This window comes from Microcystis sp. T1-4 (assembly GCF_000297435.1).
Lineage (GTDB): Bacteria > Cyanobacteriota > Cyanobacteriia > Cyanobacteriales > Microcystaceae > Microcystis.
Genome location: NZ_CAIP01000031.1, coordinates 1 through 25439 on the forward strand (window position 1 = coordinate 1; position 25439 = coordinate 25439).

At 47.2% G+C, this 25439-nt stretch carries 18 protein-coding genes; 3 read left to right on the plus strand and 15 right to left on the minus strand.

Annotated elements, in window-relative coordinates:
* The first annotated feature begins 118 nt into the window (after positions 1–118).
* Positions 119–469: a PIN domain-containing protein gene (locus tag MICAI_RS01635; RefSeq protein ID WP_008196899.1), complete on the plus strand. Its 351-nt coding sequence runs from the start codon at positions 119–121 to the stop codon at positions 467–469.
* 561 nt (positions 470–1030) lie between these two features.
* Here the strand turns inward: MICAI_RS01635 and MICAI_RS01640 are convergent.
* The 10 genes from MICAI_RS01640 to MICAI_RS26210 form a co-directional block, all read right to left on the minus strand.
* Entirely contained in the window at positions 1031–3556 is a 2526-nt protein-coding gene (locus MICAI_RS01640) for a formylglycine-generating enzyme family protein (RefSeq protein WP_008196903.1), read from the minus strand.
* Positions 3557–3564: 8 nt separating this feature from the next.
* Positions 3565–4662 carry an AAA family ATPase gene (locus MICAI_RS01645; protein ID WP_008196906.1) on the minus strand — a complete coding sequence of 366 codons (1098 nt, stop codon included), beginning with the start codon at positions 4660–4662 and terminating at the stop codon, positions 3565–3567.
* Complete coding sequence (locus MICAI_RS01650) at positions 4652–6502, minus strand: caspase family protein (RefSeq protein ID WP_008196908.1); 1851 nt, start codon at positions 6500–6502, stop codon at positions 4652–4654. The genes MICAI_RS01645 and MICAI_RS01650 overlap by 11 nt, the downstream gene beginning before the upstream one ends.
* A complete protein-coding gene (locus tag MICAI_RS01655; RefSeq protein ID WP_008196909.1) occupies positions 6502–7353 on the minus strand; it encodes a hypothetical protein in 852 nt (283 codons plus the stop codon). Before MICAI_RS01655 ends, MICAI_RS01650 begins: the two co-directional genes overlap by 1 nt.
* Positions 7354–7434: 81 nt before the next feature.
* Positions 7435–9915, minus strand: coding sequence for a CPBP family glutamic-type intramembrane protease (locus MICAI_RS01660; RefSeq protein WP_008196911.1), 2481 nt, complete (start codon positions 9913–9915; stop codon positions 7435–7437).
* Between the two features lie 252 nt (positions 9916–10167).
* Positions 10168–12522, minus strand: a complete 2355-nt coding sequence (locus MICAI_RS01665; RefSeq protein WP_008196912.1) for a GH116 family glycosyl hydrolase — start codon at positions 12520–12522, stop codon at positions 10168–10170.
* A 522-nt stretch (positions 12523–13044) separates the two neighbouring features.
* Positions 13045–13488: a DUF3531 family protein gene (locus tag MICAI_RS01670; RefSeq protein WP_002782647.1), complete on the minus strand. Its 444-nt coding sequence runs from the start codon at positions 13486–13488 to the stop codon at positions 13045–13047.
* 66 nt (positions 13489–13554) lie between these two features.
* Complete coding sequence (locus MICAI_RS01675; protein WP_008196914.1) at positions 13555–14136, minus strand: CPBP family intramembrane glutamic endopeptidase; 582 nt, start codon at positions 14134–14136, stop codon at positions 13555–13557.
* Positions 14133–15191, minus strand: a complete 1059-nt coding sequence (locus MICAI_RS01680) for a DUF3326 domain-containing protein (protein ID WP_008196916.1) — start codon at positions 15189–15191, stop codon at positions 14133–14135. Before MICAI_RS01680 ends, MICAI_RS01675 begins: the two co-directional genes overlap by 4 nt.
* Positions 15188–15364 (minus strand): hypothetical protein, encoded by a 177-nt coding sequence (locus MICAI_RS26210; protein WP_008196917.1) that lies wholly within the window; start codon positions 15362–15364, stop codon positions 15188–15190. Before MICAI_RS26210 ends, MICAI_RS01680 begins: the two co-directional genes overlap by 4 nt.
* Positions 15365–15595: 231 nt before the next feature.
* On the opposite strand from MICAI_RS26210, the gene MICAI_RS01685 reads away from it, so the two are divergent.
* Complete coding sequence (locus tag MICAI_RS01685; protein ID WP_008196919.1) at positions 15596–16150, plus strand: Uma2 family endonuclease; 555 nt, start codon at positions 15596–15598, stop codon at positions 16148–16150.
* Positions 16151–16227: 77 nt separating this feature from the next.
* Here the strand turns inward: MICAI_RS01685 and MICAI_RS01690 are convergent, their stop codons facing one another.
* Positions 16228–17058, minus strand: coding sequence for a DUF4351 domain-containing protein (locus tag MICAI_RS01690; protein WP_008196921.1), 831 nt, complete (start codon positions 17056–17058; stop codon positions 16228–16230).
* 170 nt (positions 17059–17228) lie between these two features.
* Positions 17229–18902: a DNA methyltransferase gene (locus MICAI_RS01695; RefSeq protein WP_008196923.1), complete on the minus strand. Its 1674-nt coding sequence runs from the start codon at positions 18900–18902 to the stop codon at positions 17229–17231.
* Positions 18903–19486: 584 nt separating this feature from the next.
* On the opposite strand from MICAI_RS01695, the gene pyrC reads away from it, so the two are divergent.
* Positions 19487–20521: a dihydroorotase gene (gene pyrC / locus MICAI_RS01700; RefSeq protein WP_008196924.1), complete on the plus strand. Its 1035-nt coding sequence runs from the start codon at positions 19487–19489 to the stop codon at positions 20519–20521.
* Positions 20522–20564: 43 nt separating this feature from the next.
* On the opposite strand, the gene MICAI_RS01705 is transcribed toward pyrC, so the two are convergent.
* From MICAI_RS01705 to MICAI_RS01715, 3 genes are all read right to left on the minus strand, one after another.
* On the minus strand, positions 20565–23297 hold the full coding sequence (locus tag MICAI_RS01705) for a cation-transporting P-type ATPase (protein WP_008196926.1): 2733 nt from the start codon (positions 23295–23297) through the stop codon (positions 20565–20567).
* 342 nt (positions 23298–23639) lie between these two features.
* A complete protein-coding gene (locus MICAI_RS01710) occupies positions 23640–24935 on the minus strand; it encodes a Glu/Leu/Phe/Val family dehydrogenase (RefSeq protein ID WP_039899432.1) in 1296 nt (431 codons plus the stop codon).
* Positions 24936–25239: 304 nt separating this feature from the next.
* The gene (locus tag MICAI_RS01715; RefSeq protein ID WP_002734821.1) at positions 25240–25383 is read right to left on the minus strand and encodes a high light inducible protein; all 144 of its coding nucleotides are present in this window, start codon (positions 25381–25383) and stop codon (positions 25240–25242) included.
* Between the last annotated feature and the right edge of the window lie 56 nt (positions 25384–25439).

Genomic DNA, 25439 nt, shown 5'->3' on the forward strand with positions numbered 1-25439 from the left:
CTTCGGCCGTGAGCTCAGCCGAACGGTGCTGCGCCGTCCACTTGGTTTTCGAGACTGGCCTTTTAATTCTAACGTAAAGCCAACCTAGAACGGCGGGGTTTCAGACCCAAAATTTCCGATGATCGCTCGGTTCGCTCCCACGGTAGATTTTTTTACGACCGATCGCTGTTACGCCGACGCAAGACGATATTTACCGATTCTTTTCGAGAAACGCGACCTAGGGAGCGAGGACGCGATGGCAGTCTTGGAAGGTTTGACCGGTTGGGTGCGGATCGTGGATAACAGCCTGTACGCTTCTTACGAGGGGGAGGCTAGAAAACGCATCGCCGCGCGGGATGTGGACGATTGGCCAGTCGTGGCGCTGGCTTTATTGCTGGAATGCCCGATCTGGACGGAAGACGCGGATTTTTTCGGCACGGGGGTGGCAACCTGGACGAGCAATCGGGTTCACCTGTATTTCGGTGAGTGAACGACGGCGATCACAACAATGTCCGATATTCTGGTGAATTCGTAAGAATCGAAGATATCCCGCCGTAGTCGGTGGGTATCGCCCTGGACTAGGTGCGCTTCCCAACTTTGCGAGCGTTGGATGAGTTTGGCTAGGGTTAATCTCAGACCGGCTAGATAGGGTTTGCTGAATAAATTTGAAATGTAGGCAAAGTAAAGGTTTTGGGGCTTTTCTCGCGAAACAGGTGCAAGATTTTGAGAGAATCGTCGTTCAAAACCTTGCGTCTTCATCGGCCCGCGTCCTGTAGGGGCGAAGCATTCGGACAATAACCTATCGGTGAAAAGGTAGATTTTCTATCCGAATGCTTCGCCCGTACTTATTCAGCAAACCCTAGATAGAGCTTGCTGAATAAATCTAAAAACTCTGTTGGATTGCAGAGAATGACATTTGAGGGAATGAAACGACCCTACCCCCAAACCCCAGGTAATTGACCCCCTAAACTAATACACTTGTTCTATAGCCTGCCTAAAAAAATTCCAGAAAAGGGAATGAGGGAAAAAAGGGAAAAAAAGGGGAAAAGGGTTACAAAGTCCTCCCAGCACCGCACACCACCCGAAAACCGCTGTCGAAGTTGACGTCGCGGCGGAAGAACTCGAAGCGGAAAGCAGAACGGCAGAGATTCGGATAGTTGTACCAACAACCGCCCCGCAATACAGAATCTCGGTCATCTGTCAATAGTTTATTTATACTATTCAATAAGTTTTCATAACGATTATCAATATTTTTTTCGTCCCAAACGCTCCCGTCTGTGGGCGGTGCGCCTTGATAACCTCTGTGCCACGGATCTAAACACCACTCCCAAACATTCCCGTGCATATCGTACAGCCCAAAGGCGTTGGGGGGATAGGAGCGGACGGGGGTGGTTTTCTTTGGGGATTTTTTCGCCTTTTCTTGTTGATAGACTATTGAACTATCGTAATTCGCCAGTTCTCCCGTGATCGTCTCGCCAAAGTGGAAGGGAGTGGTTGTTCCCGCTCTACAAGCGTATTCCCACTCGGCCTCGCTCGGTAAACGGTAATTTTTTCCCGTGTGACGGGACAGACGGGCGCAGAATTCGATCGCATCGTACCATCTCACGCGCTCGACGGGGTTATTATCACTTTCCTTAAACTCCGCAGGGTCTGGATCGAGGTCTTTTCCCTCCCTCGGTAGGTGGGCCACGAACCGCCATTGCGCCCGTGTAATCAGAGTCTGGCTCAGGTAGAAAGCACTGACGCTCACGGGGTGTTGGGGTTTTTCATCCTCGTTATCGTACTTTTCTCCCGGTGAACCCATCAGGAAAGTTCCCCCCGGGATAGCAACCATAGTCAGGGGTTCGATGCCCTCCCCTAGGGGTTCTTGGTAGTAGTAGGCCTCCCGGGGTTCTCTTTTGGTAATTTCTCCCCGTTTATCGACGTATAGGGTCTCGAAGCTGAATTTTAGGAGTTTTTCGGGGGTCAAGATTTCCTGTTTTCGCTGCCTCACTCTCTCCTCGATGTTTTGGGCGATATCGGCGTACTCTCCCCCCCAAGTGCGGAGAACAGCCGCGTCCACCTCAGCGAAATAGAGAGAGCGATCGCTGACTGCATCCTCTAGAGAACCCTGTGGATTAGGGATTAGAGCCGAAAAATCGCGAAATTCACCGTAATGGTCGCGAATATAATCGCCGATGCCGCGCCAAATATCGATCGTGCGTCTAGCGGCACTATCTGCCAACAGTAGCTGACGAATGCCGGGGTAAAAATCGTACCAAGCATCCGGAACCGTCGCTCCCTCCGGACTAAAGGTAGATTTTTCGACCAGTCCGCTAAAAAAGACCTCCGCTAGATGCCAATGTTTACTATCGGGTAAAAATCGCCGCTGTGCCAATCGCATCACCGGAGGAATCAGGGGAACGGCCGCCAGCACTTTAGCCAGTTCTCGGGCCAAGGGACTGGCATCGATTAAAAAGCCTCTCAATAACTCTTCCGGGGGTTCCGCTTCCGGAGCGGCTGCCTCTTCTTCTCCGGTTTCACCCATATTCACCCCCGCAGTGGTTGCTCCCATTAAAACCCCCTGAATGGAGTTACCACCGCTCCCAGCGATAAATTTCGCCCAGGTTGCAAAGTGAGCGGGGGATAGATTGAAAATAGGGAACCGATAGAGAATCTGCTTCGTGCGGAGTCTTTCCCCCACTTGCAGTATTGCGTTGGCAGAAGCGGGACCCGGTGCGATCAAAGGCCGGAGGATCGCCCCCTCTAAAGCGGTTCGTTGCCATAGCTCCTGCGGGAAAATGTGAGCGATGGTGACGGGGTGTTCTTTGCCCAGATCCGCTAGGGTGGCGAAGGCAGACCCCGATCGCCAAGCTTTCCCCAAAGTATCGGTTAGGACAATAAAAAGTCGATTTCCAGAGGGTGCAACCAGACTGCGAGGGTTCCGTTCGATTTGCCCAGCGCCGGAAAGCAAACGAGCTTCATTTTCACCCGTCTCGAACCACCAAACCCGCACGTCCCTAAAAAAGCCTTGCCAACGGAAGAGAGTGGTCATTCCCCCCGCTAGATCTCCCCAAAATTCCATCGGGGGAGAGCGATCGATCAACAGGTGAACCTCTAACCAACGTTCTAGGGGGGGACGGAAAGCGAGCATCGGTAATCCCCCCGCTTCGGCCGTCCGTTCCACCGTAACCTCGATATCCAACTCGTCGGCCCGTAATCCAGGCACGCGACGCGCTAGGGGGAGAATTGCCTTACTGATGGCGGTGGGTTCGGGTATTGGAAAGGGATCGGGGACACGAACGGGAGAAGAACGATCGCTCTCGACCGAATCGCGCTTCCGGGAGGTCTGCATCGGGCGATCGATGTTTTCGGGATAGGCAACGGGGAGCGTTGACTCGATCGCTCCGGGGGGAGGGGTTTTTTCACCGCTGCCGGATGACCGGTTATCCTCCTTATCATTAGATGAGGTTGCTTCCGAATGTTCAGACTGCTCGATCGACCAAGGCGCGATAATTCGATCGAGGTAAGCAGCGCACCAGATCAGTTCTGCCATTTCCCTCTCGTCTTCCCACCAGATAGCTTTTTTCCCTTCCATCTCTCCCCCTACCCTTGCAAGGATTTAAAGATGGTGTCTAGCAGCTTGCTATCGGTGGCGGTGAGGTCGTTTCCCTGTAGTAACAGATAGACCGCGTTGAGCAGTTGATCGGTGGCTAGTTTGTCTTTGCGTTTGATTCGATCGAGAAATTCCCGGATCAGATTTCTGGCCGGTTCTTCCAATTGATTCAGGCTCTCCGGGGGGAAACGTTGCTCTAGTATCCGATAGAAATCATCCTCGTTATTGGGTTGTTCTAGTCTTAAACGCAAACATCGACGCAGGAAAGCGGGGGGAAACTCCCGGGCCTCGTTACTGGTCATGAATACTAGGGGGAACTCCTGACAAGACACACAACCTCGATCAATCGGGATTTTCTCCTCGCTGTCGTCCTGTTGACCGCGATAGGGAAGAACCGATTGGTCGCCGGTTTTTAATCGTGTCAATTCTGGGATCTCAAAAAATCCCTCCTCGAAAATATGGAGGAGATCGTTAGGCATATCGATATCGCTTTTATCGATCTCATCAATTAGCAGCACCGCCGGTCGTCCGGGACGGGATCGATAAAAAGCCATCCCCATGGGACCTAATCTTAGATAGCTGCCGATATCTGGTTCCTCGTACTTTCCCCCCTCTCCCACTTTCTGTCTTTGTAGGGAAGCTTCCTGTAACCGTCCGATCGCATCGTAGGCATAAAGACCCTCTTTAAGGGTGGTGCGGGAAACGATCGACCAACGGTAGGGGCCGGGTAGTCCCAATTCCCGCGCCACTGCGTAGGCCAGGGAAGTCTTGCCGGCGCCGGGGTTGCCCTCGATCAGTAGGGGACGACGCAAACAGAGGGCAGCATTCACCAATTCCACCGCTTTCCTATCCGCGACGAATCCTAAAGCCCTAGGGTCGATTTTTCCCTGTTCGGGCGGTATTTCCTGCGATTTTGCCGCTTTTGTCCATTCTTCCGGGGACAGGCTAAAACTGCGCCAAGGGGGTGGCGGTGGGATGCGATCGAGGTGTTTTCTTTGTTCTTTGGGTGTGGGTAAACTATCGGCGCTCAGGGTCAAACCCCGATAGATGCGAAGGTCTTCTGCTTTGGTAACTGGTTTATTGGCCATTGGATTCCACCACTCTCGTGTTTAGAGGTCTTGGTCTCGGGGAGGGTTTGGGGTATAGATCGTCCCAGAAAAGGGCGATTTTTCGCTCGTTTCTGCGTAATTCTTTGATATTATCGGGCCAGTTTCTCCATTCCGAGGGTTTTAGATCGTTATCTGTCATCGGTTCGCCGGCGTTTCGACTCCAGACGGCGATCGGCAGGGATTCCACGATCTCTTCCAGATCGGCGATCGATGGTTCGGTTCCGATGTAGTAATGTTTTTGGTTAAGATCGCTATTATTTTCCCATAAAGCTCTCTTGATCTCCTCGATCTTGTCGCGTATTTCTCGGAAATCTTCATCGAAATAGCGATCGAAGGAGTTAATAAAAACAGGATACTCGTATCCGATAGATGGCCCCTCACCGGTTCTAAACTTAATATCTTCTAGGGAGTGTTTCAGCAAAGCAAATGGAAGGAAAAATTCAATCTCTAGTCTCACTCGATCGGGTAAATAGTAAAACATTTCAGGAATTACCTGATAGAAACTATTTTGCATTTCTTCTAACATAAAACCTTGTTCTTTTTTATAGATATTCCATAACTTAATTTTATTGTTTATTCCCACAAAAAACATCGTATTTACATGAAAATATTCTGTTTGTAAGCCAGTATTATTCTGTTTATCAATTGCGGGTGAGATTACAATTTGTATTCTTCCTTCTAGTTCGATATTTTTATTAAATTTATCCCACAATTCTCTCGCATATTTTTTGATTGTGTCTAACTGCACACCATCCCTATATCGAACAGCTTCACCTTTCCAAGTATCAATATCTTCAGCAATATCTAGGGTTTCATTCTTAAATAACTTCAACCTGCACCATTCAGAAAATAAAATCAAAGGACATATTTCTTTATTAACTGGCTTACTAGATAAATCTTTTAGTTTTCCTCTAAGCTCTTCTATGTTTGAAATAGATGATGATTTGGGATCCTCATAGACTAACAGAAAAGAGTTGATTAAAAATAAACTATTATCGGAATTAATATTTAAAATATTGAAAAGGTTTTCGATTAAATTAAATCGTTGATTTTCCCATTTTTGGTCAGCTTTAGGATAAGTAGGAAAAAACCTAGCATAGGTTTCAATTCCTAGCGCAGAATAATTAACACGCTGATTACTGTCAACATTCTGGTTCATTTTATCAACCAACAAACCTAGATCGACATATCCATAATGGGAATAAAAATCGATCGCTTCTATATCATCGAGAGCTTGTTGCAGCGATCGGGATAAAACGCCTTCGATCGCTGTATCTTTTGACCTACAAGCTGCCATAACATGAATAGCTATATTAGCTCCTCGAAGCGCTTCATATTGTTTGATCGCATCGCTAACGAATTTTATAATATCTCCCGCACCACTTTGGGAGTAACAAGTATCAATAATATAGAGAACTTGAGAGATGGTTACTTGCTTATTTTTAATAGGACGAACTAAGTCTTGAGTCGGTAAAGCCGTTGAAGGTATATCGTCACTATTTGTGTCTTCCAGTATGAGATAATGTCCATCCCCTTGACAATATTCGCCATGACCAGAATAGTAAAAAATAAGAATATTTTTCGTTCCATGCCGCTCTCTATCCCGAAGCCAATTAGGGAATAATTTTTTAAGATCGTTAGTTGTGGGATTCAAGTGTAAACTTGGCAGAACTCTTTCATATCCAAAACCACTGGTAAACAGACTGTTCACCAATTCTAAATCCGTCTCGACGCTGGGTAATTGCTCGAATGCGTTGTAATCCTTTGTCCCACAAGCGATTAGATAATACTTGATTTCTTCATCCATATCATTACCCATCAATCGATTAACCCCGATCGAATCGCTTCCCCAGTTTCAACCGCCGTCAGATACCTTTTGGCATCGTGAGCCTCGCAGCCATTATAAACTAACTTATCCTCGACAGTTCCCTCAAATAAAGGGTTGAGTTGCTTTGTCAACGCCACCACATCGCCATCGTCCGCGATATTTACCCATCTTTTCACATTTCCGGGCCAGCGCCCCAGGTTATTGCGGGGGGATGGTTGCAGTCGATCGAAAATTAATTGTCTTATCCCCAAAGGAGAACCGAGAGTGACAAAGACTTTAATCGGCCATTCTGGATGCTGACATAAAGTTTCGTAACAGACGATCGAACCGAGAGAATGAGCTACAAGTACCCGCGTATCTTCACCGATACATTCTATTACTCGCTCTTGAATCTGCTGTTTTAGCTTTTGATCGTGTAAATAGCTCCCTACTTGCTTAAGATAAGAAATAACCAATTTCTCGGCAATGCTACCGAAAAACCGAGATTCACTTAACCCCGACAAAGCTCTCTGGATAATTTTCGGGGTAGATTTTTCTCTCAAAAGGCTATCCGCATTGGGATGATTATTTTCCACTCGTTCCGTTTCTTGCCACCACAACTGGAGTAATTCTTTTTCCCAATCGGAATCGATATCATTAACATCGTAGTTCGGGATGCCGATCGCTTTCGGTTTTCCCCGAAAAATATCTCCGTAAAACGCGCAACGAAAATCGGTATCGGACTCTAACTCGGTTCCTGCGAGTTTCAATCCATCCTTGAGACTTGGCAACCACTCAGCACAAATCGTGTGGCTACCCCTAAATTCTTGCGCGATACCGTGAACACCGACAATTTTAGCCATGATCGTGCGGTTACAGAGCTTCCCTATCCCTGTTGATTTTCAATTTTAAATGGTTTTTCGCACTTGAGACCGAGAGCAAATTTAAAAACTGCCTTGCTTCGATCGCCTTGTCAGTCGAGATAGACCGTTCAAAAACAGCAACCAAACCACCACCACCAACCAATGCAGCACCGAGATCGTCCAGAGAGAACCAGTCAGCCAATAGACAACGGTGCAAGTTAATCCCAATAAAGCCGCTAAAATCAAGAAAATAGGCTGAAAAAAAGTCGGATTGCCCTTTTTGTAAAAAATAATTGCATTGAGGGGATGATAGACGGTAAAAAGCGTGATGCTGACCAAAGCAGAGAGGATCAGGTTAGCTGTGGAAGTTGCCGTTTCCGGATGGGGAATTAACAGCACCCGAAAGACGAATTCCTCCCAGAATGCCGGGAAGAAAAAACAAAAGACGAGCATTTTCAGTATCTCTAACGGTCTCCGTTCGGGGAAGTGCCAACGTAAAAAACCCGACCGGAAACCGATGGTCAGGGCGATCGCGGCGTATAATCCCAATCCGATCGCCGTCACCCCCCAATCCCGACCGGTAAGGGGCAGCACGAGCGCGCCCAAAGTGCGACGGAGCATCGGTGCGATCATCGGCATTTCCCCGAATAACTTGGTCGGTGCGAGGGGTAAAATCTCCGGCATCGCTCCCCCAACCTGATTAGTACGGAGGAACCAGAGAGTTGCTCCTGACCGCAAGAAAATCTCACCGATCACGTCATTGCTGCCTCGCGGTAACATCGATCGCCAGCTTAGTAGAGCGTTGGCCAGTGTATTTTCCCGAATCAAGCCTTTGCCCCGACTATCGGTGATACCGGCGAGAATTTCGGCGTTTTGCCGCCAATCGGCCCGGATCACCCCCCGGGGAGCTAATACCCGTTCCAAACGATCGCCCAATTGTCCCAAACGTTGAAAACGCAAGGTTTCCGGGTCGTCGGCATGGGTTGTCAACCAAGCGGCGATCTGCGGATCGGTTTCAAACTGGTGGCGCAGGGTAGCGATCGTGATATAAAGGGCCTGATTCGAGTCCTGCACGCAGGAAGTCGCGGGGGTAACACTAGAAACCCCGGTCCCGTCCCCGATCCGGTAGCGAGCCATCATGATCTCTAACTGCTTGTGGAATTCTGTCAGGGGGGACAGAGAAACCCTGCCAAAGTTGTAATCCTCCAAGAGGTCTAATTTCACGATCGCATCGGATAGGGGTCGGGAATTAAGCCATCCCCGCTCTAAACTACCCGTATAGTTCGCCCAACTCTGATATCCCGATAAAATCCCCTGGGGATTGTGAGCGTACACCTGATCATAATCGAGCTGCCACTGCAGCTCTCCCGTCAGGGCATCCCGAATCACTTCGTAGAGAAAATAGGAAAAATGACCCGTTACCGTTCCCAATTGTATTGATTCGCCTTTTTTACCGCCGATTCCGCCGAAAAGATGAATTCCTATGCCTTTATCGCCCTCTTTCCATGATTTTTTTTCACCCTCCGGCAGGACTGTTACCCGACTGGCGGTTCCTTTGCGGGATGGGGTATCGTTCCAAGTGCTGCGGGCGATGTAATCTTGGCCCGATTGCACCCCGGTCAGGGTTGCCGTCGGTTGCAGTTGAAACAGCGATCGAGGTTTGATTGCTTGAACGGTAAAGAGGTTATCGCGTCCCCGCGCACCGTAGATATACCAGCCCTCCTTTCCTTCCCTCGCCGCTGCTAACTCTCGGGGGGTCGAGATAAAACGTCCTCCGGAAACTAAGGGTTGTTGGGGAATGCGGATCACTTCCGAGCTGCCGTCGAATTGTCCACTGTCGCGGTTATAGTGTTGCACTCGGAAAAGTTCGCTCCCACAGGGGGGTGAACCGGGGCAAACCTTGGGGATGTCGCTGGGGGTTCGGGGGGGAGCTTCGCCGATAATTTTCACCAATGCCACAAAGCGCCCAGTAACGATCAAGGGCATTCGCTCCACTTGTAATGACGTTTCCCCGATTTCTGCATCGGGAAAGCTGACCACCACATCATCGAGCGGTCGCGATCCGGCCAGCGCTTGCAGTGGTCCGACCCCTGAACGACCATTCAAGCGAGTCGGTAGGATATTTCCCTGTTTTTCACTCTCGATCGCCTCTGGAGTGAAGCGAATATCCTTAGTAACCAGTCCTAAATATCGAGCCAGTGCCGGGGATTGCCGCCAACCTAAACGAACTTTTTGACCGACTAAATCCGGCCGGGGTGCTTGGTAAACCTGCAACCAAGTCCAATCTTCCCCCGGTGTGGCGGAATATTCCTCCGGTTTTGGCAAAATCAGGCGACCGATCCAGGGGGCGATCGGGCGATACCATCGCGGATCGAGGGATTGCTCTAGGGGAAAATAGCCCGGTTGATTGACCGCTAACCGACTCATGATCCAGTAGTCAGCCTTGGCTTCTTCCACGGGGCGCGGACTGAACAGAAACACCGCTAGAGCGATCGCCGCCAGCGAGAGAAGTATCCAGACAATCCGGGAAATCGTTCTTTTCATGGTATAGCTGACGCTCATCGATCGAGTCAGGTTTCTCCAGCCTACAGCGTTTAGACTAAGTAGCTGGTTATAATTAAATTAAAAATGGATTTTGCCTTTAATCCCCCCTTGATCTCCCCTTAATAAGGGGGGTGCCGATCCCCCCTTAATCCCCCCTTGATAAGGGGGGTGCCGATCCCCCCTTAATCCCCCCTTGATAAGGGGGGGTACCGATCCCCCCTGCCCCCCTTGATAAGGGGGGGTGTCTGATAATTTTTAACGCCTACCTACTTATCCCTGAAATTCCGTCAAAATCCCATAGATAGCCCAGATAGCCATGGCGCGTAAATAATGACAAGCGCGAAAAGTTCCCACCGATGTAATCGCTTCCGGGGTGCGAAATTGTAGGCCATTTTCATAAACTTGTCGCACCACCGCTTCCGTAATTTGCCATCCTTGCTTTTCCATTCCCATTTGCATCAAAAAAGCCACCAACCCAAAATTAATTCCTACCCAAACTTCCAAGGGATGAGTTGCCTGGGGATTTTCGGGAGTACCATCGGGTTTTAACCCATTTGCTGCCCCAAATTTTCCCTCATGAAACTTGAGAAAACAAGCCTGATAAATCTTACTTAAAGCTGATTGCGTGTATTGATTTTCTACCACATCCGGTAAAGCCAATAAACGGGCATAAAATTGACCGCATAATTGGTCAGTCATCACCACATCGGAACCACTGCCACTATCTAAATTATAATATTCTCCATTCCAGAGAGTCTGATGATAAATAGCGCGAGATTGCTGTAACCAACCAGCAAAAATTGCTGTATCTTCTCCAAGAATTGCCCCAATTTTAAGCGTCGCTTCTAGGGCTGCTATCCACAAACCACCACAATAGGCACTAATTCCCTGTAAACGCCAATCATCAAAGGTTTGGTCTGGTGCGCCAGAATTTTCGGGAATCCCATCCTTATCAAGGTCAAAAGTTTTTAAATATTGCAAAGTCAGAACAATTGACGGCCAACATTCCCGCAGAAAATCCTCATCTTTAGCCCCCGTTAATAAATAATCCCGATAGACTAATAAAACAAAATCACTGCCTAAATCTTTCCAGAGATTACAATCTTGATAACTGGTGTAATTACTCTTTTGCCAAGGATGTTCATTGGGTGCGCCTAAATCGTGGGGAGTGGCATTTTTAGCCTTACGAATGGCACTAGCTTGGTTATAACCGATAATTCGAGGAGTGTCGTCACTGCTGGGAATTGCCCTGGCAAAAGCTTCCATGACGGCCTTTTCTAAGCGCGGCCATAACATCAATAACCCAAAGGAACCATAGAGACGCACATCAAGACTTTCATACCAACGATAATCAATACATTCTAACACTCCGAATTGACCGATCGGATCCTGTTCCGTGGCGGCCGTCCAGAGAGTGCCGCCGTCAGTTAGGAGGTATAATTCGTTAAATAAAGCCATTTTAAACCAATCGGCCAGATCGCTGCGTTCTAGGATCGGTTTTTGCCAGTTAATAATATTTTCTCGCCATGTATCGCCGTGTTTTAAAGCCGTGCGTACCATCGCCCAAGCATTTTGACCATTTCGACCGAAAAAGTCCGTATAACGACGATAATAGTTAATTCCTTGGGCAAATTCGGTAACGGGTAAATCCCAAGCTAAAATAAAAGGAATTTTGCGAGTTTTCCCCGGACGAATGGTAAAACGAATCGCCATAGCCGTGGCCGTTTGTTCCCCTTTTTGGGCGGGGGTTTCGTCCTCAATATCCGGTAAAGAGCCATTCATGGCGAAATAGTCCCAAACTTCCCCCCCATCGCCCGCAGGGTTCCATTTACCCAGATAAAATACCTCTAGACTCGGATTAGTAATACTGGCAATCGCCATCTGTCCATCCCCTTCGCCGGGGTTTTCGTAATCCCGACGCATTAGACAGCCAACGCGGAAATTATCGACAATCCATTGATTATAATTACCCTCACTTTCCCCCCATTTTGATTGATATTCATAGACGGGACTACCATCATCTCTCACTTTAACCACTGGGGATTTAATCGCGTTAGTAAACCAACCGATTGTATTTTGCCAAGTCAGCATAATACTAATAGTAATCGGTTTATCGGTGGGATTATGAGCCGTCCATTCAAATAGGGCAATAGGATAACTACTTTCTTGATAATTATGCGCCCAAACCGGTGAGAATTGTTCGCAAATTAATTGAGTCTGAAAAACATCTTTGTACTCGTACCAACTGCGGGGATAAAGGGCCGAATAGTTTCCCTTTTCGGCTGGATACCACGACCAGCGCGATAACGTTCCATCCGTCGGGCTTTCCGTCGCCATAGCGTAGGCTTGGGCGCTTCCGTCTTCTGTTTGTTCAAAAATGCTAAATTGACAGGCCGCAAGGCTATTAAAACTGTGTTCACCGCCGTCCAGATGCCAGAGGTTAAAGTCACCTTTGGGGGAACGTCCGATGCAACCGGCCCCAAATCCCCCCAGAGGCATCCCATGCCAAGGACCATCATCTAAATTGCTGGCGTAGCGGACGCTGTAGGGTTTTTCCCAACCTTTGCCCAGAGGACGTTTCCAAGCAGCGGCGGGAATTTCTGGAAGGGAGACGAGATTAAGCATAGATTTAAGTGGGAATTATGAATTATGAATTATGAATTAGGAATTGGGGATAAGGGAGAGGGGATAAGGGAGAGGGGATAAGGGATAAGGGAGATGGGAGAGGGGATAAGGGAGAGGGGAAAGGGGAAAGGGGAAAAGAGAGAATAAATAAAAATAATATCCTGAATTCAGACTCTACCGAACCTGTCATGTAAAACTATCAACAACTCGTGCTTGTAAAGCTTGTATACTAAGGCTTTGAGTTTTTGTTAGATTGATATTTAAGTAGGTGGGTGGAATTAAATATAAAATGAACGTAGGTTGGGTTGAAGCATGAAACCCAACGCCCGCATGGGTTACGCTACCGCTAACCCATCCTACAAATAATTGTGCCTACCTACTTATCAACTTTAGAGCATTGCTGGGCAGAGAGGGAGCTTAAGGAATTTTCTACAGTGTAAGTTCGGAAACCATAATTTCATAATTCATAATTCATAATTCATAATTCTGACCCCACCAAGAAACTTTTTCAGTAAACCCTAATTATTCGCTAAAGAGATAATTGCTGCGATCGCTGACAGGCCAATCTTGATTTTCTCCACCGATAATTAAACGTTTAATATCGACAAAATCCTTACTTAATTGGGTCAAGGCATTGATTAAAATATCCAAAGCAATAAGATCGCTAGTACCGAGATCAAACCAACAACGTCCCCAAGTACCTAAGTATTCAAAATCGGTCATATTGTGCATCGGTGACATAAAGGCATTTTCGGCCATATCTGGATCGTATTCCATATAACTAATATCGACTCCTACCTCTTGTACCTGTAGGTTTTCGGCATTGAAAGCCCCTAATTTACCCAAATAAAACCAAGAGGCAAAAACTTCTTCTACATATTGCTGTTCTATATTCGAGGGAACCGTCGAAAATTCCAGCCAAAACCAGACATCAAAAGGATTAAATTCGCGAAATTGCACTTCCATTTTTTTTATAGGAGACAGGAGTAGTCACTGATAACTGATAACTGATAACTGATTACTGATTACTGATTACTGATTACTATGCTGTAATTTCCAGAGAAAACTAGCGAGGAGATTGGTGATAATATGAGCGAGGATCGGGATTAATAAATTACCGGTGATGATGACGGTATAACCGAGGGCGAAACCGACAACAGTTGCCCAGATAACATAGGGCCATTGTTGGGAACCGCTAAAATGGAGAATACCAAAAATTAGACTAGAAACGGTTAAACCAAAGATATTTAAGCCCAAAGCTGGCAAAATCACCCCGCGAAATAATAATTCTTCACTTAACCCCGGCAGTAATCCAATCCAAATTAAATCGGGCCATGCTAAAGGTTTAATGACTAATTCTAAGTAAGAGTTAGCACTATGGCGATAACTAGACCAAAAACGATAGAGAAGCCCACTAATTCCACTAATTGCCCCCGCTAAGGCTAATCCGAACAGGAAATCCGGGAGAGTCCAGCGAATGGCGGGAATAGCGATCGCACCGAAATATTGCCAAACTTTGGCGACTACCAGCAGGATAATCGCCGTTACCGCCATAATGGTGAGGACTTGTGTGCGTGTCAGGGAATCAAATTCGGAATTAGGGGAATTAGTCACGGATTCTCGGATAAACAGCGTAAAGAGTTTAAATTAGGGCGAAGAGATGCGAGGCTAACCCCTGCCCGTTGACAAACGATCGCACCGATCGCCTCCATATACGAGTGTACCCTAATTGCTTTCACCCCTAGGGGTTCTGGGGCCACCTTCATTCTTGTACTATTTTCCTGTACGGCAATCAGTACAGTTTTTTCTTGACAAAAACTTAGAACTGTGCTAGAGCCGCAGGCACTGGCGGGAACGATCAGCGCGTCCACCTCCCGGCTCCAAATAGCATCGGGACTGGGCTGCTTGACCAATTGGGGGGCGCGACTTAAACCCACCAAAACGCAGGGTAAAAAAGTATAACCGATTTCTTCGGCTGCGGCCTTGGGGGAAAGTTGCGGATCGAGAGGCAGCGGACTTAAAGCGGGAGCGTGGGCCGCCGGTATTTGGAATTGTCGGACCACCAGATGGGAAATCACCGCTTCGGCCCCGGCAAGGGGATCCACCCCCTGACCATGGCGATAATTAGCCAGGGCAATGCTATCGGGATCGTCGGGAAAACGGGCAACAATGGCGATCGCTTCCGCTCGGCCTTGCTTAATCAGTTTTTCTGCTCCCCGCAGCAAGCTGTCGGGATTGCCAATTGTTCCCCAACTGGCCCCGGAGGCTGCCTCTCGCAACTGCACATTTAAGGGGGCATCGGTGACAAGGTAATCGGTGATATCTAAGCCTAGGGTGGCCCGGACAGCATCGGCAGCCTGAAGGTGTCTTTGCAAGAGGTCAAATTCAATGGCGCGATCAAATAGTAACCCGATGCGATTTTGATGGACGGGACTTAATCCCCAATCCCCCCGGGCAAAACGATCTAAAGCGTAACCCTCCACATAATAGGTGTTGGCTAGGGGCCAGTACAATTGGGCGCCATTGAGGACATTGGGATGGGTAATTAGGCGATCGCAAACTTGGGCGATCGCTCTGGCCACGGGAATGCCATCCCCAGCATAACCGCCAATCGCTGCCCCGATGCCGGTGGGAATAATTAGTACGGCGGTATAGGGACGGGAATTCACGAGGCAGTGGTGACAATCGCTTCGACTTTGACTTGATTATTCTCGGTATCCACTTCTGTGATTGCCCAACGCAAGGGTTCACCGCGTTTGGCTAATTCTTTTTCGATTTCTTGCTCCAGTTGTTGCGGGGTTTCCTGTAGGTCGATTTCGGCACTAATAAAGTGAGTGGTCATGGGGATTGTCTGGGATAGTTATCCCCTCAGTTTATCAAGATTTTGCCTTCTTGCGCTGGTTTATCGGCTCTCTGGGTCAGGAACCACAAAGACACGAAGGACACAAAGATCGATCGCTGATATGTAAGTTAAACTGGTCGCAACGCGCTCGCTACGCGAGATCACACAAAGAATAGGAGAGCCTTAGCCATTCTCGTACTATGATTAATAGTAGGCTTTCCCCTAGAGATTATGATCGCAGTTCCCAACTACATCAGTCCCCAAGAATATCTCGCTATCGAGCGCCAGAGTCAGATCCGTCATGAATACCGACGTGGTTTGGTTTATGCGATGGCCGGCGGTACAGATAATCATGGTCGCATCGCCTTCAATTTTCTCAAAGTCATTGACGAACATTTCGGCGACTCTACAGACTGTCGGTTTCACTCGGGTAATGTCAAGGTTAACTATCAAGATCAGTTTTATTACTATCCCGATGCTTTTGTTACCTGCGATCCGCGCGATCGCCAAGATCGTTATCTGAAACGCTATCCGAAACTAATTGCGGAAGTGCTTTCCCCCAGTACGGCCGCTTTTGACAAGGGCGAAAAATTCCAAGATTATCAACAGATAGAAACTTTAGAAGAATATGTATTAATTTCCCAAGAAATCCAGCGCGTGGAATGCCGTCGTCGTAATTCTCTGGGGATATGGGAAACGACTATTTACGAGACAGGCGATCGCGTGATCCTGTCAAGTATTAACCTAGATTTAGCCATCGCCGATCTCTACCGGGGAATAGATTAAAATGTGAACTACTCTCAAGGGAGTTGAGAGCTTGCTGCTTCCATGGGAATGGATAGACAGCCTTTAGTTTACTTGTACTAACTAGCTCGGCAATTTTCCAGCCATTCTTCTAAATCTTGTAGTGACTGAAAATCTAACAAAGCTTCTCCCAAGTTTTCTAACTGTTCTAGGTCAAGACTGCGGATATTGGGCAATAATTCGGGAGAAATGTCCCCTACACGCCGATTTAATTGACGTAAAACTAGGTTAGCTTCTCCCTCTTGTCGTCCCTCTTGTAAACCCTCGGACCAGATTTCTTGATAGATAACGGATTCTTTCATGATGTCTTTCCTCAATAATCGTTGGATGATGTCTTTCTTTAATACTAACCCGGCTAGAATTGCGGTAGATGCAGCCAGATTACTTTGTTCTCGACTATCGCTGATTTGCTCGATTTCTTGGGCAATTTGCCGCAGTAAGTTTTCTTGTTTCTCAGCTTGAGCGAGTATGGCAAAGGGAAACAGTCCGGAGGCCTTTAATAAGGGTTCCGAGGGTTGTTCCCAAAGTCTAATCACTTCAAATTGATGAGAGGTTTTCCCTTGTTTATAATCATTCTGTCGGACTTTGGGGGAATCACTTTTCCTTAGATAAATAACCACTTGATGGATAGGTTTACGCGGATAGCGTCGATAGAGTCTGGTGGCATAATCTAGCATTCTATAGGGAATATCTTCTTTAGGGTCGGTTTGGAACTCGATATGTAAGATTAATTCTTCCGACTCTAAAAAGATTAAAGTATCGGCTCTAATTGGCTCTAGGGATAATTCCGAGGGTTTAATTTCTGTTAATTCTAAGGGTTTACCCAGTAACCAAGTGGCCAAGTCTCTCGAATATTCAAGAGCGATAAATTTACAGGTAGAATCATACATTATTTAATTCAAATTATAGGTTAAGGCTGACCTATATTTTAACAAAATTATCACCCTATTCCCCCTCAATCCCCCCTTATCAAGGGGGGTAGGGGGGATCGAACCCAAAATCTATCTTCAATTTAATTATAACCAGCTACTTAATACCTAGCTACTTAAACAAAGGATTTTTATTCGGGAAAGGGTATATCTAAACTCATTTGTTGTCCTTGGGTTTCCCTTTGTTTTTCGGCAGCTTTCAGGACTTCAAAGGTGAGGATAACATCGAGACGTTTTTTTTGTTCAAGGATTTCTTGTACTGTCACAATCTCAATTTTATCGACACTTTGACTCATATAACGACCGCGATAAATTCCCGCAGATTTGGCTGTTTGGATCATATCTTTGCTGGGGGGTTTCAAGGTGATAAATATACCCAGGGCTGCCCCTTGTAGTGTCATGGTTCCCTGTAGATCTCTGATGTCTCCCGATTTGACATTACCGGATTTTACTTGAAAAATAATTTTCTCCCGATTGTCCTTATCTCCCTGAAAATAGGCAATAGCATCGACTCCTTTATCTGCCCCTTTTTTGTCATTAATCACAGCCCGGTTATTACTATAGGTTAAAACCGCCCATTTCTCAAATTCTTTGCGGGTACGATCATCGGGTTTAGTGGCTAATGCTTTGGCTGATTCTAGATCTTTGGGAATACCATTCAGTTCAATTTTATCTAAAACATTTTTACCAAAGGAGTCCTCTAATCGCTTTAACATTAAGCTAATACTCTGATAGGTTATATCAATTCCAATCCAGTTTCTCTCTAATCTCTCCGCTACAGCGATAGTCGTTCCACACCCACAATAGGCATCTAAAATCACATCTCCTTTATTACTACTTGCTTTGATTATTCTTTCTAACAATGCCTCTGGTTTTTGTGTGGGATAACCCAGACGTTCTTTTTGATGAATACCACGGAGCATACTAATATCAGACCAAAAATCTTGTAAAGGAACTCCTTTACTTTCATCTAAATATCTTTTTAGATATGGTCTTCCTGATGCAGAATAAACAAGAAGACCCTGTGCTTCAAATTGTTGCATTTTTGCTTTACTATAGGCCCAAAATCTACCTGTAGGTGGCTTAACTCCTTTCCATTCATAGCTAGTATCTCCTCCTGGTTTTGCCGCAGTTAAATCTGATTTATTATATCGACGACCTGTTTCTGATTCAATATTTCTATACCATTTATCTTGTGTGGTTTCGGGCAATTCTAAATATTGATGATTCCACAGCCACTGATTACTTTTTACATAGAAAAATATCACATCATGAATTCTACCATACTGTTTACTTCCCTGTTTTCCATCATTGTGAGAGTCGGCTCTTTTCCAAACTATTTCATTTTTAAAATCACCCCCCTGAGAGCAAAAAATAGCATCTAAAACTATTTTTAAATAATGACTAGCAGTAGGATCGCAGTGGAGATAAAAGCTACCGGTAGATTTTAAAACTCGATGGATTTCCACGATCCTCAGAGTCATACTCACCAGATAAGCGAGAAGACTGCCTTTACCTAAAACTTTGGTTAAACCGTCAATTAAATCGATAGTCTGACTGGTAAATTTACCCTGATAGTTGCTTTGAATTTCTTCTAAAGCTTCGTTAGCGTGATTATCCCATGTCCAGGTATCTACAAACGCTTGTGCTTGTGCTTGATCTTCCTTACCTAAGTTGTTATAAATTTGGTTGTAATTGCGTTTAGAATTAAAGGGGGGATCGATATAACAAAGATCGATCGACTCATCTTTGATATATTTCCGCAGCACTTCTAGGTTATCACCGTAGTATAGTTTATTGACCATAGAGATTGGGGGGATTGACTGCATTCTCAATTGTATTATTATTCCCCCTTAAAGAGGACGAATGCAATCGCTCCAGAGAATAATATGATTGTACTAATTACAACAAGCGCATCCTGTGCGCTCAAAATTTAATTTTCCTAAGTCTATCTTGCCTGAAAATGAGGGGGTCGCAGGCAGGCACGGATTCCCATTATATAAATAAGTATATGTCAAGTGCTGGGATTTTGTCAAGAGGAATTATCGTCACCGTCAAATTAATTTCGCCGCTAAAATCAAAGGTTCTTTCCAATCAACTAAAACTAAGCTAAGTGGGTGGGTGGAATTAAATATAAGATGAACGTAGGTTGGGTTGAAGCATGAAACCCAACGCCTGCATGGGTTACGCTACCGCTAACCCATCCTACAAATAATTTTGCCTCCCTACTTAAGACGCATTTAAACTGCCTATCCTTAGATTAGCTGAATTTCCCCCCCAACCCCCCCGACATCGGGGGGGCAAGGGGGTAGGGTTGCCTCCTGCCTCCTGCCCCCTGCCTCCGTTATCTTGGGTGAGGTGGGAACCCTAACCGTAGTATGATTGAACAATGCGAAGAATCACAATAACTCGACCCGACGACTGGCACCTTCATCTGCGCGATGGTGCGGCAATGAAAGCGGTTCTACCCCATACGGTGCGTCAGTTTGCCCGTGCCATTATCATGCCGAATTTAAAGCCCCCAGTGCGCTCGGTGGCTGATGCTGCCTCCTATCGCGAGCGCATTCTGGCAGCAGTTCCAGAGGGTCAACAGTTCGAGCCACTGATGACCCTCTATCTCACCGATAATACCAGTCCCGAAGAAATCGTGGCAGCGAAAGCCTCCCAGTTTGTCAAAGCGGTGAAATACTACCCGGCCGGTGCGACAACTAATTCCGACTTGGGGGTGACGGACCTTCGTAGGTGCGATGGCGTTTTGGCAGCGATGGAGCAGGTAGATATGCCGCTACTACTGCACGGAGAAGTTACCGATGGTGATATTGATGTGTTCGATCGAGAGAAAGTGTTCATTGAGAAGCACTTGCTCCCACTGATAACAAGATTTCCGAAACTGCGGGTGGTGTTTGAACACATTACCACTGCCGATGCGGTCAAGTTTGTTCTATCTGCTAACAACAATGTCGCCGCCACAATTACGCCCCAACATTTATTGTTTAGCCGAAACATTCTCTTTACCGGTGGCATTCGTCCTCATTTTTATTGCCTGCCGATTTTGAAACGAGAGGATCATCGTTTGGCACTTTTGCAAGCGGCAACATCGGGGAATCCCAAGTTTTTTCTAGGGACCGATAGCGCACCCCATTCTCGCTACAGCAAGGAAAGTTCCTGTGGCTGTGCGGGTTGTTATTCAGCCCTGCACGCCCTAGAGTTGTACGCAGAAGCCTTTGAGAGTGTCGATGCGCTTGAGCAACTAGAAGGGTTCGCCAGCTTGCACGGGCCAGATTTCTATCAACTCCCCCGAAATACCGAACAAATCACCTTAACCAAAACCCCTTGGCGCATTCCCGATGAATTGCCATTTCCCGAATCCGGACTGGTGCCGTTACGAGCGGGTGAAGAGATAACCTGGCAATTAGGGGAATAAAAACCGCGAGTCTTGGTAGTTGCGGTCAAGAATTCAAGATTAGTTATTTCCCATGACAATGAGGAGGATCGATAACATTGGCAAAAATTGCCCAAAGTACCATGAGCGGCATCGGCAACAAACAGATTAGCCATTGATGACCGGTTAGGGTCGCCGTTGCAAACAGACTGTTCATCACCCCCCATTGACTAAACAAAATTTGTAGGGCAACAGCAGCCACAATCCCCAAAATTAGGATCGGTGCATTAGTAATCGAGGTTGACTGACGACGCAGGTAGTTAACTAGGCTCATCCCTAATTGACTGATACTGAGCAGATAGATAACCCGTGCTGCCACAAGGGATTGAATTGCCATTGTGCGGGCAACGGCAATATCTCCTGTGGTCGATTTAGCCCACTCAAACATACCAAAAATCAGAATCCAGTTAAACAATGAAACAGCCAAAATTCGGCGCAATAGTTTTTTGGTGATCAAAGGTTCATTGGGATTGCGTGGTGGTGACTGCATAATGCCGGGGGATTTTGCTTCAAAGGCCAGGGGAACAGTCATCGTGACCGAGTTGATCATGTTCAACCAGAGTACTTGTAGGGAGAGGATGGGTAAATCTCGCGCCAGTAAAGTACTGATCAGAATCGTCATCGATTCGCCACCATTGACAGGTAAGAGAAAGGAGATTGCCTTGCGTAAATTTTGATAAACGGTGCGTCCTTCTTCGACAGCAGCCTTGATCGAGGCAAAGTTATCATCAGTGAGGAGCATATCAGCAGATTCCCGGGCGACTTCCGTTCCTCCTTTCCCCATGGCAATGCCGATATCGGCCTGCTTGAGAGCCGGCGCATCATTAACACCATCGCCCGTCATCGCCACGATTTCTCCTTGGGACTGGAGTACTTCCACCAGTTGCAGTTTTTGGGTAGGGGCAACCCTGGCAAATACCGATCCATCGACCACCGCTTGGGCCAGTTGATGATTATCCATTTGCGCTAATTGTTTTCCCTCAAATGCTAAGACTTGTGCTGCCGTTTTAATGCCCATCCGTTCCGCGATCGCCCGCGCCGTGACAAGATGATCACCAGTAATCATCTTGACGCGAATCCCAGCACTTTGACAGGCATGAACAGCAGCGATCGCCTCTGGACGAGGCGGGTCAATCATGCCCTGTAATCCTAGAAACACCAAGCCTGTTTCGATATCCTCATGGTCGATAGAATGCTGATGGGTCGCGGCTGCTTTTTTGGCGAAGGCAAGCACCCGTAAACCCTGCTCTGCCATCGTTTCTACCGCTTGCTCGATCTGTTGGGCGTTCAGCGCGGTCATCTGACCATAGCGATCGATCATCTGGGAACAACGACGCATTAGCGACTCAACCGATCCCTTGACATAGATCAGGCGAGGTATCCCATCATGCAGGGTTGCCATGTATTGGTACTCAGATTCAAAGGGAATTGCATCTAATCGTGGGGTTAAAGACAATAGCCTCAATTGACTGAGACCTGCTTTGGCGGCGGCCGCAATCAGCGCCCCTTCCGTAGGATCCCCCACCACTGACCAATCTTCTCCCGTTTGTTTTAGCCCGGAGTCATTACAAAGCAAACCAGCTACCAGACAATCCCCTAGGGCCGGCGGTAATTCCTCTGCAAAGGGGCTGCCAGGGTTGCCATCGGTGATCAGACTAATTTCGCCCTTGGGACTATAGCCACCACCACTAACGGCGTAATATTGCCCTTCAGTATAAATGGACTGTACAGTCATTTGATTTTCGGTCAGGGTTCCGGTTTTGTCGGAACAAATGACGGTCGCACTCCCCAATGCTTCCACTGCGGGCAGTTTACGAATAATCGCATGACGACGGGCCATGCGGTTGACCCCAATGGCCAAGGTAATCGTTACCACTGCCGGCAGCCCTTCTGGAATCGCACTCACTGCGAGGGCAACGGCAGCTTCAAACATATCGATCCAAGATTTCCCCCGTCCTAACCCGATGGCAAAGGTCAAGGTTGCTAGGGTCAAAATTGCGTAGAGTAGGGTGCGGCTAAATTGGGCAAATTTACGGGTCAGGGGTGTGCTAAGGCTGACTCGGCTTTCCATCGACTGGGAAATCTGCCCCACTTCGGTGGCATTGGCCGTAGAGACAACAATCCCTTTGCCCTGTCCAAAGGTAACAAAACTCCCTGCGTAGGCCATGTTTGTCCTTTCTGCTAGGGGCGTATCCCCGGGTAAGGGTTCGATCGCTTTTGACCCGGGCAAGGATTCCCCGGTCAAGGCAGACTCATCCACCTGCAAATTGCGGACTTTCAGCAGCCTCAAGTCCGCCGGCACTTTATCCCCCGATGCCAATAAAACGATATCTCCTGGCACCAAATCCTGAGATGGAATCCGCAGGGTTTGTCCCTCTCGCAACACGGTCGCTTCTGTGGTTACGGCTTTGGCTAGGGAAGCGATCGCACCTTCCGCCTTAGCTTCCTGCACATAGCCAATAATGGCATTGATCAGGGTAACTCCCCAAATCACCGAGGCATTCGTCCAAGACCCTAAAAATGCCTTAATAGTACCCGCAAGCAAGAGAATATAGAGTAGTGGCTGATGAAATTGCTGCAAAAACCTCAACCAAGCTGGTTTCCCCGGCTTAAATCGCAGTTCATTCGGGCCATATTTTTCGTAGCGACTGGCCACTTCTTCTGCTGATAAGCCCGCTGACCCATCGCTGGTCAAGTATTCAATCACCTCTGGTTGAGAAAGTTGATGATACAAGGGCAATGATAATTGAACTGGCATCATGCTCTCCAATATTTAGGGAATTATGAATTATGAATTATGAATTATGAATTGGGGAAGTGGGGAAGTGGGGGGGTGGGAATTATGAATTATGAATTATGAATTATGAATTATGAATTGGGGGGTGGGGGGGAGCATCTCATTTATGCAAGTGAGTAATTATACTTATCTATAAAACTGGTTTCTAGCAAGGCTTTCAAAATAGCTTGACATAAAAACCTGATTTAGGGGTTACAAAGGTGAGATGCTCCCGGGGTGGGGAAGCTGTCTCATCACCCTATCACCCCAAAACCCTATCACCCTATTTATTTCCAGACGACCGACGACCGACGACTGACGACCTTAAGCTCCCGTCTTATTTTGATAATAATCGCGGGTTCCCTTGGCATCTAGGGCCTCACCGAGACGAGCAATGGCCTGGGCGTAGGCGGCGTTACGCAGAGATATATCGAACTCCTGGGCGAAAGACCAGACTTTTTCCGCTTCTGTCACCATTCTTTCTTTTAAGCGCTCATTTATCTCGTTTAATCGCCAATAAAGACCGCTGCGATTTTGCACCCATTCAAAATAACTCACCGTTACCCCACCGGCGTTAACCAAAATATCGGGGAAAACGAGAATCCCTTTTGATTCTAAAATGCGATCGGCTTCTGAGGTAGTTGGACCATTGGCCACTTCAAAGATATATTTTGCCCGCACGCGATCGGCATTTTCGGCGGTAATTTGGTTTTCTAGGGCAGCTGGAATCAAAACATCCACATCTAGGGCTAATAATTCTTCATTACTAATCGCCTCGTGTTCGACGATATTACACACAGTACCCTCACAGTAAATAGCAGTAATCCCGCGATGTTCCTGTTTATACTCACGAATGCTGGCAATATCTAGGCCTTTTTCCCGATAAATGCCGCCCTGGGAATCACTTACCGCCACCACTTGATAACCGGCTTTGGCGAGGAGATCCGCCACTACGGCCCCGGCGTTACCGAATCCCTGAACGGCTACGGTAGTATTAGCGGGTTTTTTGTCTAATTTCGGCAAAAGAGAATGAATAACATGAAAAGCTCCCGTTCCCGTCGCCGTATCGCGGCCACGACTGCCTCCCATGGTTAAAGGTTTCCCCGTCACCACCGCCGGACTAATTTTACGCTGAATGATGCTGTACTGGTCCATCATCCAACCCATGATCATCTCGTTGGTATAGACATCGGGGGCAAGAATATCGATATCGGGACCGATAAAGTCGGCTATACCCTCGATATAGCCCCGGCTAAGACGTTCTAACTCGGCTTTTGACAATTCTTTCGGATTGAGGGTAATGCCGCCCTTAGCCCCACCAAAGGGCAAATCCAGCAGGGCGCATTTAAAGGTCATCCAAAAGGCTAGGGACTGCACCTCATCGATGTTGACGTTGGGATGATAGCGCACCCCTCCTTTGCCGGGGCCGCGGGTGTCATCGTAGCGGACGCGGTAGCCTTGGAAGATTCTCAGAGTGCCGTTGTCCATACGGACGGGTATGGAGACGCTGAGACTAGCTTTGGGATATTTTAACCGCTCGATCGCATCATCGGAAATGGAGACATACTTAAGGGCCTGTTCTAGGCGACTGCTGGCATCGGTAAAGAGTGATTTCGACATGATTTTTTTCCCCCTATCTATCCCCATTAGAACACGGGAAAAACAGTATATTTCGCTACAGTTTATTTTTCTTAATTAACCATGGACAGGGATTGCCGACAATTGTTCTCAACCAAGGTTACTTGAGAGATTTTCCCGCACATCATCTACCGTACACCCTACACCCTACACCCCACACCCCACTTCCCTATCACCCCACTCCCCCATCCCCAACCTGCAACTAAAAAAGGGAAAGAGCGATGCTCCTCCCTTTTTTGATAATTTATTCAAGTTGATTGTAGATGCACAGCAATCGAGGCTGAAATTACATCAAGCCTAATTGAGCAAGGATGCCTTTGTGGGTTAAGTATTCCGTAGCTACGCCAATAACGAAACCGAGCATGGCTAAACGACCATTCCAGTTTTCAGCGAAAGCGGTGAAGCCGAGTTTGTTTTCTTGCTTATCCATGGTGAATTGCCTTCCTATAAGAAAATTGCGTTTAAGTCAAGTGCTTGATATTTAAT